This window comes from Erwinia sp. 009765445 (assembly GCF_058137865.1).
Genome location: NZ_JBYUWC010000009.1, coordinates 184,599 through 197,853, shown reverse-complemented (window position 1 = coordinate 197,853; position 13,255 = coordinate 184,599). Strand labels below are relative to the sequence as shown.

Genomic DNA, 13,255 nt, shown 5'->3' with positions numbered 1-13,255 from the left:
CACGTAAGTTACACCACCGGCGTGCAGTACAGTCAGATCGCGACAGGCGGGACCAACCCGTCATTAACGTTACAGACTGTCGGATCATTCGGAGCCTGGACAGCCCAGGCTCTTCAGATAACGCCTACGACGTTCCGGCGCATCACGCACGGCGGCGGGGTGAATGAAACTGCGCTGACGGCGCGTGTGATGTCAGACCTGGGGTATTTTTATGCGAACGGATCGCCGGAATCACTTGCTACCCCGGCAGGTGGCGGGCAGGAGGGAACCATGGGGCTGGTGGCATTTTACAATAAAGCGTTTACGACAGATGAAGTTGTATCAATGCTGGACTCAGTCGCGGAGGTGATGGCCGCGAGAGGGGTAACTATTCCGTAAGATATAAAAACCCGGCGCGGTGGCCGGGTAGTTGTCGTTATGCTGCTCGGAAGTAGAAATGCATTATCAGGTTATAGAGTCCGGCAAGTATAGTAATTATAGCTGGGACGCCTAGCAATATGGTCAACTTCGCATCGGATATTTTTTTATCAACAGTAGTGATTGAAGACTTGTCACTCAAATTTTCTTTAATTGTTTCAAGACGTTCAAGCGCTGTTGTCATATTCCGATCAATAGATTTTACGTCGCCTTTTAGCTCATCAACATCGCGTCGGATGTGGACAACTTCAGCTTCTAGCACAGCTAAACACTTTTCCATGCTGTCGCCTCCATCTGTTATTGACCTGTTGCTCCCAGTATCGTTCATTTGCGACGCACTGACAATGAGTGGGGATGAACTTTTGGTCAGGTGCAAGCAGGCAGTAAATATTGAAACTGCATTTTCCTGAGAGGAAGTGAAAAGTTGGCGAAACGAACCGTTTTCACCGCTATATGACAGGGATATAATGCCGCTTAGCTTATCAACATCTTTCCCTTTGTTCATTAGCCTTCACCTTCGGATTTTGTTTCAGGACTACATGAAGGGGATTGTTCTAAGGCTAGCCGGAGTGCTTTCAAAAAGCCATTTGCCTGATGCATGGTAAGGCTTAGAGAAGCAACTTTCTGTTTTTGAAGCGCTTTAATTCCCACATTCCCATTTTCATCCACGCAGATTATAGGCGTGCTTTTAGTGAAAAAAATATTGATACTTTCCTCTTCATTCTCAATTATTCCTACAATAGCCGCCGAATCTGCAACTATGTTTACGAACGAAGACGATTCTTTAAGTTCATAATCAATGCTCATAATTCCCTCATGATTAATGTAAATTCCTGTCACGGCTGAATGATAACTCATGTTAATGAATAAATCATGGTGAGTATTTGATCAGTCTGTATATAAACTCAATTAACAGTTTTTAGACTATCGTATCACTCTGCAGTCACACCTCATTCACCAGCCACATATCCGCCTCATCGAACATCTCTTCAATCACTGCCGCACACCCCGTATGTCAAACCCTCGCCTCATCTCAAAAACCGACCTGAGAAACTAAATTTTTCCTCTTATCTAATTGATTTTATTTATTATGCATTATCATATCCGACCCTTAGCACCAGAAAACCGACCAATCCAACCTCAAGGTCGGTTTTTTAAATAACTCTACCTGTATGAATAATAACGATATTTACACAAAAAACCGACTTACCCGACCAAACCGACCATGTTTTGCTTATATATAGAGAAAATTTCTTCTCACTCAACATGCATACTGCCGCGCAACGAATCGGAGTATGCTTGCAATGTATGGCTGGCACGATAAAAATCAATGTGAATTCGCATGGGGGCACAATAGGGGGCATTAGGTATGTGATGAAAATTAATGATGTTGGATATCATTAAGTTACGGCAGAATTCCATTCCCGCCCCGGCACCATATTGAATACCGATTTAAAACTAAATAAAATCAAAGCAATATGTAGTAATGTCGTGACCGCCTCAGGGCGGTTTTTTTGTGCCTGAAATCTGCCATGATGCCATCAACCTTGCTCTTAAATATTTAAGGTCAGGCGAGGAGGCATACATAGGCGTTTTTTTAAATAATGCTTATTTAATCGTCACAAAAGGCACGCTGCCACCCGGCACCATTGTTTCGGGTAACTTCCCATCCCAACGTTCAGCGGCCGTCAGATGAACCAGCTCGGGATTTTTCTGCAGTGCTTCCACTCTCAGGCGGATAATCCCGGCTTCCGCTGCACCTTTCAATGTGATGGATTCGGCTTCCGCTCTGGCCGCGACAAGCCGGCTTTCAGCCAGCGCCCGGGCCTGAGTGACGGCAATTTGCGCCTCGATTTTTGCCGTTTCCAGATTTTGTTTATGGGTGGCGATAGCCACTTCTGCTTTCATCCTGTCTTCAATTGAGTTTTCATAATCAGCGGAGAAACTGATGTCTTCAATCTGCACGCTGTCGATTATCACCGGACCGGTAATCGTTTTTTGCAGCGCACTCTGCAGCTCTTTAATCATTTCCTGACGATTCTGAACCGCGCTAATCGCTGTATGCTGGCCGAATATCATTTCAACCTGGGCCGGTATTCTTCTTGCGATTAAACGTTCCTTCAGGTCGTCTAAGGTCAGATATGAGATGTAAAGTCTTCTGATATCAGAAACCGGAACGTGAAAATTGACGGAAACGGAGAGCGTGGCAGGCTGCTGGTCGCGGCTGTATGACTGGATATTTTTAAACACCATGGAATGATTCTGGATTGATATTTTACTGATTTTTTCAATCAGGGGGATTTTAAAACCCAATCCTGGCTCGGTGATTTTCACAATTTTTCCGTAGCGTAGCAGCACGCCTCTTTCTCCCTCACCGATGGTATAGCAAGAACATAATGTGAGAATGAATAAAATGAACAGTAATCCGGGAATGACAATTCCCTTTTTGTTTCTGTTAAGCATGAAAACTCCATTTATCACTAATAATCCCTGCCATTTTTAGTATAGCCAGAGGGTTTCGTTAAATTCAACATCATAATGATTAGGGTTTATGTTCACTGTTAATAATCAGGTTGCTTTAAAAGTGGAATGCTTGCGTTATTGCATTTAAGTGTATCAAAAGGGTTTGAATGTTGGAGTTAATAAATATTCTTGACGGCTTGCAGCGTTAAGAATTAATTTAGATAAAAATGTAAAACTGGACGGAAAATCAGTGACAAGGAGTCTGAATGGGCAGAGCAACCGGATATATGCTTCTGGGCGCAGCAGGGATACTGGGTTTTGCATTAGTTTATGCGGCACTGATAGAACAGGGTTTGATATTGCAACCAGCAGGTAGCCTTCAAAAGGGGCGGGTGATCACAACCTCTTCAGGCCATGTAAATCTCGGCGTCGTCTATTCAGAAAGCAAGATGGTAGATGTCACCATTACTCAGCGGACCAAGTCTGGCGAAACGCTGGATTTGATCCTTTTGAAAGGAATCAATCCCTATAACTATGAGCAATTAATCACTGATGCTTTGAAAGAGAGTATCGTCAGCGGCAGGCCAGGATACAAATTTCTCTACAACATGAAAGGGGCAATTGATGATGTCACTTTGGCCAGCGAAGGAACGTTAACCGTCAGGACTTACATTCAATACAGATCGGAATATCAGGCACATTATAATTATAATATTGCCACAAGAAAATATACATTCTCTACAGATGAGCCTGTCTTGCGCTTTGCTTTAAAAAAGACCTCCCGATTAATCAACAACAGTCAAAAACGCTTCAGGAATAATATGTTTTTAGACGGCAAGTCTGATGACCTTAAAAGTGAGGGGTAGGGTCATTGGGGAGCTATCAAAGGCATTTCTGCTGGCTGCCCCCCTGTTAAAGGAAGCATGGATGACTGATAACCTGACCGTTGTCAGGCCGCACAACGACCTGATACTCACGACCCTGAGCTCAGATGTGCGGATTATTTGCAAACCAGATCACTGCAACGGCAATAAATATCTGGCATTTTCATGCTGGTAGCTCAAAGCTGGCTCACAGTAATGATGCTAACAGGAGTGAACTTACAAGGAAAGGAGCAGGGAATGCGGTTCTCAATTTCAATAAAGCATTTGCAGCATCTGGCTTGTTTCGCTGGCCCTTTTGGTGTTTTATTTCTTATGAAGTATTCTCATCTTTCCTATCCTTATGGTTGTGCGAATCTGGCTGACTTTAGCATTCTGCTCTTGATATATATAGGAATGAGCCGGGTGCTGTTCTATGTATTGAAGGGTATTCACTGGCTTTTCACCCCTCTCCCGGAAGGAAAAATGCCGCACAACTGAGCGGCATCAATCATCAACATCAAAACCTTTATCCAAACAGTTTCAGCTTTGCCGTTAGCTTTCGCAGAGCTTTCTTCTCTCCAACAATTCCCATCCCCAGATGCTGTAACTCTTCGGTCGGGATTTGGCTGACCGCCTCGCTGAAGGCCGCATAGTCAACGGTCATCTGACCTTCGACCGGAAATAAAATCCGGTCAAAGCCATATTCTGCACACTGACTCAACAGCGAGCGTAGCTGTTCATTGCTGGCGCTCAGCACCGGAATGCCTACCGGGATCAGGCCGGGATGGCTCTGGCCGCTGCCGTCGATCAGCTCCGATCCCACAAAATGGGGATGTCGCTGGCCGAGCGTTAATGAAATAACTGCTGCAGCATTGGCTGCTTTTCCGGTGGGCAGTTCAGAATTAAGAATGACAACACAGCGCAGATCGTTCATCTGTCACTTTCTCCATGCAGGTGAAAAGGGCAGGGTAATGAATCTGCCCGGCTCAGTCTGGAAGATTTGTGCAGCCTTGCTGATAGCGGGCCGGTGTCAGTTGGTAAACCCGTCGGAACCAGCGCCCCAGGTGGCTTTGATCGGCGAAGCCGAGTTGAGCAGCAACCACTGCGGGTGTCACTCCCTGTGACAATAACCGTCGCGCGTGGGTCAGCCGCAGCTGGATTAGCCAGGCGTGGGGAGGCAGGCCGAACTGCGCCTGAAACTGACGTGAAAGGCGAAAGCGATCGACACCCAGCGCAGCGGCCATGTCGCTGAGGCCGATATCCTCATGGAGATGATCGTGCAGATAGTCTCTGGCCTGCAGAGCCAGCGTTCTCTCCTGATGAGGGAGCACGATGGATTTACGCCAGTGCTGATGCTGAGTGAGCGCCGCAAACAGAGTCTGCATATTCCCTTCTTTCACCATTTTCAGCTCCCGATCGTACAGGCTCTGAAACGCATTGAAGGTGGCATAAGCCAGCTGTCGATCGCCAGAAAGAGTGTGGGCAAAGTTCAGCTCAAAACTGTCCGGAACGTGACCAAACAGCGTTGCCAGCTGTTGCCGCATAAACGCCGGATCGATATACAGCATACGATAGGTAAAACCGAGTTCATCTATCGCGTCTCCATCATGCAGCTCTCCTGGCTCCAGCAAAAATACCGTACCAGGACGGCTCTGATGCTTTTGCCTGCGCGAGTGAAATTGTTGTACGCCTTGTTCCGTGACGCCAACCAGCCAGCTGTCGTGCCAGTGAGGATCATAGGCGTGGCCGGTAAAATGGGCGCGAATCGCTTCCACCGGCATATCTTTATCTTTGGTGATCTGTACCCAATCCGACTGACCCACATTTCATTCCTGTCTGACATAACGCTGTTAAAGGTATAGCCAATCAGCGCTGTCCCGCAATCCCCTGCATTAATTCCATCTGCGGAAGAAAGCTTCAAAGCGTAAAAATTTATGCTATCTTTTACCGTTCAGATACGGCTTGCTCTTCCTGGTGAAGACCATCCGTGATTATAATTGCAGCTCTCTTTTAGTTAGATATCTAATCATCAGGCCTCTACACATTGAATCCTCAGGAACTTAACTTCTCTCGCTTACTCCATCTGACCGCGCATGCATGGCGGCAGGCTATCGATCGCCGGATGAAAGATGACGGCCTGAGCATGAGTAGCTGGATGGCGGTTGCCACCATTGCCCTCCAGGAAGCGCCCATCAGCCAGAAAGAGCTGGCGCAGGCGCTGGGCCTGGAAGATGCCAGCGTGGTGCCGCTGATCGATCGCCTGGTGAAGCAGCAACTGGTTGAACGGGTGCAGCCTGAAGAGGATCGCCGTAAGCGCCTGCTGCATGTGACGCCGCAGGGAAACCAGCTCTATCTGAAGCTGAAAATTGAAGCGGACAGCCTGCGTGCCGAACTGCTGGCCGATATCAACCATGACGAGCTGGCGATCACTCAGCGCGTGCTGCAGAGACTGCTGAAAGCGACAGAGGCGAAATAGAGTGCGCGGTAATCGTCCCGACCCGTTCGCTCCGCGCGAATGGGGGCCTGGCGAAAAGCCGATGCTGCCCGGCTCGCCTTCAACGCCGCTGCATTCAACCCACAAGCGTATTGCCTTTGGCATCATTGGCCTGTTGATTTCAGTCACCGGCGCGCTCAGCAACGCGCTGGTCACCGCCAACCTGACAAACCTGCAGGGTGTTTTCGGGGTCTACAGCAATGAAATTGCCTGGCTGCCTGCGGTTTATGTGATGGGCAACATCTCCATCAACCTGCTGCTGGTGAAGTTTCGCCAGCAGTTTGGGCTGCGGGCTTTCACCGAAGCGTTTCTGGTTCTATACGTCATCGTTTCTTTTTTCCACCTGCTGGTTAACGACCTCAGCTCAGCCATTGTGGTGCGTACTGCTCATGGAATGGTAGCCGCCGCGCTCAGTTCGCTGGGGATCTATTACCAGGTACAGGCCTGGCCAGCTAAACACCGCCTCAAGGCTCTGACCATCGGTCTTGGCGCGTCTCAGCTGGCTATCCCTCTGGCGCGACTGTTTTCCACCGAACTCCTGCAGCTGGACGAATGGCGCGGGCTGTATCTTTTCGAGCTGGGGCTGGCAATGATCTGCCTTGGGGCTGTACTGGTACTGAAATTGCCGCCTGGCGACCGCATCAAAGTCTTTGAGAAAAAAGATTTCCTGACTTTTATTCTGATGGCTCCTGGCATGGCGCTGTTCTGCGGTGTGCTGTCACTGGGGCGTATTGAGTGGTGGACCAGCACGCCATGGCTGGGCATCTGCCTGGCGCTTGGCCTGGTACTGGTGATTGCGGCGGTGGTGCTGGAACATAATCGCAGCAATCCCCTGATCAACACTCGCTGGCTAAGGACCGGTGCAATTTTCCGGCTGGGGATTGTGATGATCATGCTGCGCGTGACGCTCGCGGAGCAGAATACCGGCGCGATTGGTTATCTGCAGCAGGTGGGATTACTCAACGATCAATTGCAGGGGTTGGCGCTGGCCATCCTCGCCGGCGTAATCACCGGGATCATCATCAGTGCGCTGATCATCAACGTGAAACATCTGAGCTGGCCGATAGTGATGTCGCTGTTGTTGATCATGATTGCCTCGCTGATGGATGCGCAATCCAGTCCGCTCAGCCGTGCGAATAATATGTATTTCAGCCAGTTCTTACTGGGTTTCAGCAGCACCTTCTTTATTGCCCCGGCACTGCTGCTGAATATCGGCAGCGTGGTCACCCAGCCGAAAAACCTGGTCAGCCTGGTCGTGCTGTTCGGTATGAGCCAGAACCTTGGCGGACTGATGGGCTCCGCGCTGTTGGGCACCTTCCAGACCTGGCGTGAAAAATATCACTCCAGCCTGCTGGGCGATCAGCTCTCTTATCTCAATGCCAATGTCACTGACCGGCTGGCTCAGTACACCAGCTTATATAACAGTTATATCGGCGACAGCGCGCTGCGCAGCGCTGAAGGCACCGTGCAGCTGCAAACGGTGGCAACGCTGCAGGCGAACGTTCTGGCCTATAACGATACCTATTTTCTTACCGCCGGAATGGCATTTGTCACCCTTATCTGGGTGCTCTGGCGTCTGACCCGCCTGCGCTATCTCAACTGGCAGCAGGCGAAGCGCGAAGCTGAAGCAGAGCGACGGGCAATGCAACAACCTGGAACATCGATAAGTACGGGGAAATAATGAGTCAGCAGGAACAGAATCAGATCGCTGAACGCGAAAGAACCAACCGGTTACGCATCTTATCTGTCGCGTTCGGTGCAGGGATTGCCGTGGTGGGCGTCCTGATCATTCTTTATGCGTGGCAGCTGCCGCCGTTCACCAGCCAGATCCAGTCTACGGAAAATGCTTATGTTCGTGGTCAGATCACATTTATCAGCCCGCAGGTAAATGGCTATATTACGGCGGTGAACGTGCTGGATTACCAGCCGGTACATCAGGGCGACGTGCTGATGACCATAGACGATCGTATTTACAAGCAGCGCGTACACCAGGCACAGGCTCAGGTCGCGATGAAGAAAGCCGCGCTGGATAACAATATTCAGCAGCGCCGCAGCGCCCAGGCCGTAATCGAACGCAATCAGGCCGCGCTGGAAAATGCCAAAGCCCAGGCGGTTAAAAGTGGGCTGGATTTGAAGCGGGTGGAAAATCTAACCTCTGACGGTTCCCTGTCAGTTCGTGAGCGCGATGCCTCACGGGCGAGCAACAGCCAGACTGTGGCTGAGGTGCAGCAGGCGAAAGCCACGCTGGACGTTTCCCGCCAGGATTTGCAAACCGTGATTGTGAACCGCGCTTCGCTGGAAGCGGATGTTGCCAGTGCACAGGCTTCTCTGGAGCTGGCAGAGATCGATCTGGATAACACCCGCATTATCGCTCCCCGTGACGGCCAGCTGGGCCAAATCTCGGTACGGCAGGGGACTTATGTCACCGCCGGTACTCGCCTGACTTCGCTGGTACCACAGCAGATGTGGGTGGTGGCGAATATGAAAGAAACCCAGATGGCCCGCATCCGGGCAGGATTGCCGGTCAGCTTCACTGTTGATGCGCTGGATGGCGAAAGTTTCCAGGGCGAGGTCGAATACATCTCTCCGGCAGCAGGCTCAGAGTTCAGCGCGATTTCACCAGATAACGCCACCGGCAACTTTGTGAAAATTGCCCAGCGAATACCTGTCCGCATTAAAATCACCAGCGATAACGCCGCTCACCTGCGTCCGGGGATGTCGGTGGAGGTGAATATTGACACGTCTGCTGAAGCGGAAAACAGGGGGGCGAAGTAATGCGCTGGAGGAGATCGCTGCTGGCAGTGACGCTGGCAGCAACCCTGGCTGGCTGCGCCACGGAAGTTGAAAAAGCACCGGGTTCTTTACCAGTTCCGCCGCAGTGGCGTAATCAGATCGGCCCTTTTTCACCGGTCGAAGCGGGCTGGTGGCGGGCATTTGGTGACGAAGACCTCAACCGGCTGGTGGAGCAGGCGCTGCGCAATAACCCCGATATCCTGATCGCCCGTTCACGTGTCGATCAGTATCGTGCTCAGCTGCGTGCCGATCAGGGGGATAATTTCCCGACTCTGGATGCTGGCGTAGCCGCCTCTCATGCCAGGGCGCTCTCATCCGTGACTGGTCAGCCTTATGAATATGCGGTATTCCAGGGGCTGTTGCAGGCTAATTACAATGTCGATCTTTGGGGCGCGCGCAGCAGCAGCATTGATGCGGCCAGAGCCTCGCTGGATGCGGTGAAGGCGGCTTCCTCTGCGGCAGAGCTGACCGTTGCCAGCTCGGTTGCCTCCGGCTATATGATGCTGATCTCGCTGGACGAACAGTTGCGGGTGACTCAGGCAACTCTTGCCACTCGCGAGAACTCCCTCAAGCTTGCTCAGCGGCAGTATGCCACGGGTTACACTTCGAAACTGGAATGGGTACAGTCGCAGTCTGAATACCAGACGGCCAAAGCTCAGATTCCGGTGTTGCAGCATCAGATTGCACAGCAGGAAAACGCGCTGAGTATTCTGGTGGGGTTGAACCCGAGGAAGATTGCCCGCTCCGGCCGCTTTGAACACGTTCTGCCGCAGCAGTTGCCTTCGGTGTTGCCTTCTGAGCTGCTGCAACGTCGGCCTGATATTGTGCAGGCTGAGCGCCTGCTGCTGGCCGCCGATGACACGCTGGCCTCTTCGCGTGCCAGACTGCTGCCTTCACTGAACCTGACGGCGACCGGCACCCTGCAGAGTTCGGTACTGCATCAGCTGGTTGACGATCCTTTCCGCCTGTGGAGTATTGGCGGCAGCGTACTGGCTCCGCTGCTGAACCGCGAGGCGCTTACCGCTGAGGTGGACGTGTCGATGGCTTCACGCAATCAGGCTCTGTACAGCTATGAGAAAGTGGTGCGTAACGCTTTCAGTGAAGTGAATAACGATCTGGATGCGATTGCCCGCTACAAAGAGCAACTGGTTGAACTGGAGAAACAGCAGGAGGTGGTCAGTGAAGCCCTGCGCATCGCCCGCAACCGCTATCAGAACGGTTACGCTTCCTACCTCGACGAGCTGGACGCCCAGCGCACTCTGTTCAGCACCCAGTTGAGTGTGGTTCAGGTGAAAAACAATCTTCTGCTGGCCCAGATCGACCTCTATCGTGCACTGGGCGGCGGCTGGCAGCCCTGATCTTCCCTGGATAAAAAGCGGCGATATCGCCGCTTTTTTGCCGGAAATACCGCAGAACTTTCCGCTTCTCTTTCTTTAGCAACGAGTGCTATTATGCCGCGCCTTACAGTAAATTAACTGATATAAGCGGGGGCCTTACACTCCGTGCAAAGGCTTCCTGCCTGTCAGGGAAACTTTATTTTTCTATGCAAAGGGATTCTATGAACAATAAACGTCTGTTTGCCGCACTGGCCGTGGTGCTGGCTTTATCTGGTTGTGCCCGTACCGAACCGGTGCACAATATTAAAGAGACTGTTTCCACACAATACAGCAGTGACCAGATGAAAAATGCCATTCTGCAAGCTGGTCTCTCCCGCCAGTGGGCCATGCATCAGGTCGAACCCGGTGTGATTGACGGTCATCTGGCGCAACGCGGCCATGTCGCCGATATCCGCGTAACTTACACACCAGGTCAGTACACTATTAATTATGTTGGCAGTCAGAATCTTTTAGCCGAAAACGGTCAGATCCACCGTAATTACAATCGCTGGATAATGATTCTCGACCAGGATATTAAATTACGCCTGTCTGCTCAGACTGTTAATTAATCGAAGAACGCTTCCAGGCGTTAAAACTCTTCAGTTGCGTTAAAGATAAGGCCTGCTTGGCCGAAAATCCTGTTAACCCTGATCGGTTTTTTTATTCCTGAGACGGCTCGCAATTGCGGTTAAATCCGAGTGCTATTGCGGGCAGCCTGACGCTATGCTGTGCGGATTGTCCGGGCCGGGATGCTGTCTGGACGCTTGAAGAAGATTTGACGTATGAAATTAGCTTTTACGCTCTCCGACTGGCAGGCCTGCGCACCCGGACTGAATGAACCGGCTGACTGGCAGCAGTGGGCCGCAACGCCTCCGGTGATTGATGCGGCGCAGCCGCTGGCGAAAACACGCCATTTGCCGATGATGACCGCCCGTCGCCTCACCAGCGGCAGCCGTGCGGCCGTCGAATGTGGTCTGGCGCTGATCAAGCGCCAGCGTGTGGATGCGGTGGTCTTTACCAGCCGTCACGGAGAGCTTGAGCGCAATCTGCGGATCTTAACCTCGCTGTCCCGCGAAGAGAGCCTTTCCCCTACTGATTTTGCAATGTCCGTGCACAATGCTGCCGTGGGCAGCCTGACCATTGCTGCCGCTGAACCGCTGGTCAGCACTTCACTGGCTGCGGGTGTGGATTCCTTCCAGCAGGGGCTGGTCGAGGTCGCCGCGCTTCACTCCGCAGGCTATCAGCAAGTGCTTCTGGTGGACTTTGAAGGTGCTGTACCGGCATTTTATCAGCCTCATCTGCCTGCCGGTGCGCTGCACAGCCCTTATGCGGTGGCGTTACTACTGGGGCAGGGTGAGCAGTGTTGCTGCACGTCTGGCGTGGTGGAAAACCAACAGGAAGCGCTGCTGCCACAAAGTCTGCTTTTTTTACATGCCTGGCTGGCGCGAAACCCCTCCTTCAGGCTGCCGGGTGATCGCCTGAACTGGCAGTGGGAGTGCCAATATGACTGAAACCAGCACTACCGCGCAAAGTTTATCCCGGCTTAACCGCTTCTGGCGTATCCTGATGACCGGCTTCTGCTTCTCGCTGTTCGGGGTTGGCGGCCTGCTGCTGTCGCTGGTGTGGTTTAATCTGCTGCTGGTTTTTCAGCGTGACCCGCAGCGGCGTCGCCAGCTGGCCCGCCGCAGCATCTCATTCAGCTTCCGTTTTTTCCTGCGGACCACCCGGGGGCTTGGTGTGCTGGATTACCACATTGAAGGAGCGGAACTCCTGCAAGGTGACCGCCGTTGTCTGGTGGTGGCAAATCATCCTTCGCTGATCGATTATGTGATGCTGGCTTCGGTGATGCCGGATGTGGATTGCCTGGTCAAGGCCGATCTGCAGCGCAATTTCTTTATCAGCGGGGCGATCCGCTCGGCCAGCTATCTGGTCAACAGCCAGGCCGAAACGCTGCTGCCGGACTGCCAGCAGCGGCTGGATAACGGCGATGCAATTATGATTTTCCCTGAGGGCACCCGTACCCGCTACGGAGAGCCGCTGAAACTGCAGCGTGGTGCAGCTAATATTGCTGTGCGCTGCGGCTGCGATTTACGTATTGTGCATATCAGCTGCACCCAGCGAATGCTGGATAAACAAAGCCGCTGGTATCAGGCTCCACCAGAAAAGCCGCTGTTCACCGTCAGGGTGGGCGAACGGCTCGACAGCCAACAATTTTTGGCAGGCGACGAAGAGGCACAGCCGCTGGCCGCGCGTCGTCTGACCCAATTTTTACAGCATGCATTAACGCCACACTAATTATTCGGAAACAGGTATGGAAGAGTTAGCGCTTGAAATTAAACAGATGATCATCGATACGCTCAATCTGGAAGAGATTGACGTCACGGAGATCGAGAGTGACGCACCGCTGTTCGGCGACGGCCTGGGGCTCGATTCCATCGATGCGCTTGAGCTGGGGCTGGCGGTAAAAAATCGCTATGGTGTGGTGCTCTCTGCTGAAAGCGAAGAGATGCGTCAGCATTTTTATTCCGTCGCGACGCTGGCGGCTTTCATCCAGACTCAGCGCAAGCTGGGCGCCTGAACTACAGACCTGCGAGTTATTTATGGATAAGAACGAAATTTATCAGGAAGTCACCGGCCTGCTGGTGAAACTTTTTGAACTGGACGCCGGCGACATCAAGCCTGAATCCCGCCTCTATGAAGATCTGGAGCTGGACAGCATTGACGCGGTGGATATGGTGGTTCATCTGCAAAAACGTATTGGCCGCAAGATCAAACCTGAAATGTTCAAGTCAGTGCGCACCGTGCAGGACGTGGTTGATGCTGTTGACCAGCTGATCCGCGAAGGCTGA

The 13,255-nt window shown here is 51.9% G+C and carries 17 protein-coding genes; 12 read left to right on the top strand and 5 right to left on the bottom strand.

Translation table 11 applies throughout. The features are described from left to right. Nucleotides 1-378: hypothetical protein (locus AC3Y5R_RS12375; RefSeq protein ID WP_489921571.1), on the top strand; the 378-nt coding region annotated here is incomplete at its 5' end. A gap of 37 nt (nucleotides 379-415) precedes the next feature. Here the strand turns inward: AC3Y5R_RS12375 and AC3Y5R_RS12370 are convergent. From AC3Y5R_RS12370 to AC3Y5R_RS12360, 3 genes are all read right to left on the bottom strand, one after another. Beyond that, nucleotides 416-922, bottom strand: coding sequence for a hypothetical protein (locus AC3Y5R_RS12370; RefSeq protein WP_489921570.1), 507 nt, complete (start codon nucleotides 920-922; stop codon nucleotides 416-418). Then, nucleotides 922-1,224 carry a hypothetical protein gene (locus AC3Y5R_RS12365; protein WP_489921569.1) on the bottom strand — a complete coding sequence of 101 codons (303 nt, stop codon included), beginning with the start codon at nucleotides 1,222-1,224 and terminating at the stop codon, nucleotides 922-924. The genes AC3Y5R_RS12370 and AC3Y5R_RS12365 overlap by 1 nt, the downstream gene beginning before the upstream one ends. An 801-nt stretch (nucleotides 1,225-2,025) precedes the next feature. After that, a complete protein-coding gene (locus AC3Y5R_RS12360; protein WP_489921568.1) occupies nucleotides 2,026-2,880 on the bottom strand; it encodes a prohibitin family protein in 855 nt (284 codons plus the stop codon). A 266-nt stretch (nucleotides 2,881-3,146) separates the two neighbouring features. Here AC3Y5R_RS12360 and AC3Y5R_RS12355 point away from each other — a divergent pair, with 266 nt between their 5' ends. Then, nucleotides 3,147-3,746, top strand: coding sequence for a hypothetical protein (locus AC3Y5R_RS12355; protein WP_489921567.1), 600 nt, complete (start codon nucleotides 3,147-3,149; stop codon nucleotides 3,744-3,746). Nucleotides 3,747-3,929: 183 nt separating this feature from the next. Beyond that, nucleotides 3,930-4,241, top strand: a complete 312-nt coding sequence (locus AC3Y5R_RS12350) for a hypothetical protein (RefSeq protein WP_489921566.1) — start codon at nucleotides 3,930-3,932, stop codon at nucleotides 4,239-4,241. Between the two features lie 28 nt (nucleotides 4,242-4,269). Here AC3Y5R_RS12350 and AC3Y5R_RS12345 read toward each other — a convergent pair whose 3' ends face one another. After that, the gene (locus AC3Y5R_RS12345) at nucleotides 4,270-4,677 is read right to left on the bottom strand and encodes a DUF2000 domain-containing protein (protein ID WP_489921565.1); all 408 of its coding nucleotides are present in this window, start codon (nucleotides 4,675-4,677) and stop codon (nucleotides 4,270-4,272) included. Nucleotides 4,678-4,729: 52 nt separating this feature from the next. Then, nucleotides 4,730-5,524, bottom strand: coding sequence for an AraC family ligand binding domain-containing protein (locus tag AC3Y5R_RS12340; RefSeq protein ID WP_489921578.1), 795 nt, complete (start codon nucleotides 5,522-5,524; stop codon nucleotides 4,730-4,732). 263 nt (nucleotides 5,525-5,787) lie between these two features. Between AC3Y5R_RS12340 and AC3Y5R_RS12335 the strand changes: the two genes are divergently transcribed. The 9 genes from AC3Y5R_RS12335 to AC3Y5R_RS12295 all read left to right on the top strand — a co-directional run bounded on the left by AC3Y5R_RS12335 (nucleotide 5,788) and on the right by AC3Y5R_RS12295 (nucleotide 13,255). After that, nucleotides 5,788-6,219 (top strand): MarR family winged helix-turn-helix transcriptional regulator, encoded by a 432-nt coding sequence (locus tag AC3Y5R_RS12335; protein WP_489921564.1) that lies wholly within the window; start codon nucleotides 5,788-5,790, stop codon nucleotides 6,217-6,219. A 61-nt stretch (nucleotides 6,220-6,280) separates the two neighbouring features. Then, on the top strand, nucleotides 6,281-7,918 hold the full coding sequence (locus tag AC3Y5R_RS12330) for an MFS transporter (protein WP_489921577.1): 1,638 nt from the start codon (nucleotides 6,281-6,283) through the stop codon (nucleotides 7,916-7,918). After that, on the top strand, nucleotides 7,918-9,012 hold the full coding sequence (locus tag AC3Y5R_RS12325) for an HlyD family secretion protein (protein WP_489921563.1): 1,095 nt from the start codon (nucleotides 7,918-7,920) through the stop codon (nucleotides 9,010-9,012). Before AC3Y5R_RS12330 ends, AC3Y5R_RS12325 begins: the two co-directional genes overlap by 1 nt. After that, a complete protein-coding gene (locus AC3Y5R_RS12320) occupies nucleotides 9,012-10,388 on the top strand; it encodes an efflux transporter outer membrane subunit (RefSeq protein WP_489921562.1) in 1,377 nt (458 codons plus the stop codon). Before AC3Y5R_RS12325 ends, AC3Y5R_RS12320 begins: the two co-directional genes overlap by 1 nt. 200 nt (nucleotides 10,389-10,588) lie before the next feature. Next, nucleotides 10,589-10,975, top strand: coding sequence for a hypothetical protein (locus tag AC3Y5R_RS12315; protein ID WP_489921561.1), 387 nt, complete (start codon nucleotides 10,589-10,591; stop codon nucleotides 10,973-10,975). A gap of 213 nt (nucleotides 10,976-11,188) precedes the next feature. Next, nucleotides 11,189-11,917, top strand: coding sequence for a beta-ketoacyl synthase chain length factor (locus AC3Y5R_RS12310; protein ID WP_489921560.1), 729 nt, complete (start codon nucleotides 11,189-11,191; stop codon nucleotides 11,915-11,917). Next, nucleotides 11,910-12,701 (top strand): lysophospholipid acyltransferase family protein, encoded by a 792-nt coding sequence (locus AC3Y5R_RS12305; RefSeq protein ID WP_489921559.1) that lies wholly within the window; start codon nucleotides 11,910-11,912, stop codon nucleotides 12,699-12,701. The genes AC3Y5R_RS12310 and AC3Y5R_RS12305 overlap by 8 nt, the downstream gene beginning before the upstream one ends. A 16-nt stretch (nucleotides 12,702-12,717) precedes the next feature. After that, a complete protein-coding gene (locus tag AC3Y5R_RS12300) occupies nucleotides 12,718-12,984 on the top strand; it encodes a phosphopantetheine-binding protein (RefSeq protein ID WP_158780427.1) in 267 nt (88 codons plus the stop codon). Between the two features lie 22 nt (nucleotides 12,985-13,006). Continuing rightward, nucleotides 13,007-13,255 (top strand): acyl carrier protein, encoded by a 249-nt coding sequence (locus tag AC3Y5R_RS12295; protein ID WP_489921558.1) that lies wholly within the window; start codon nucleotides 13,007-13,009, stop codon nucleotides 13,253-13,255.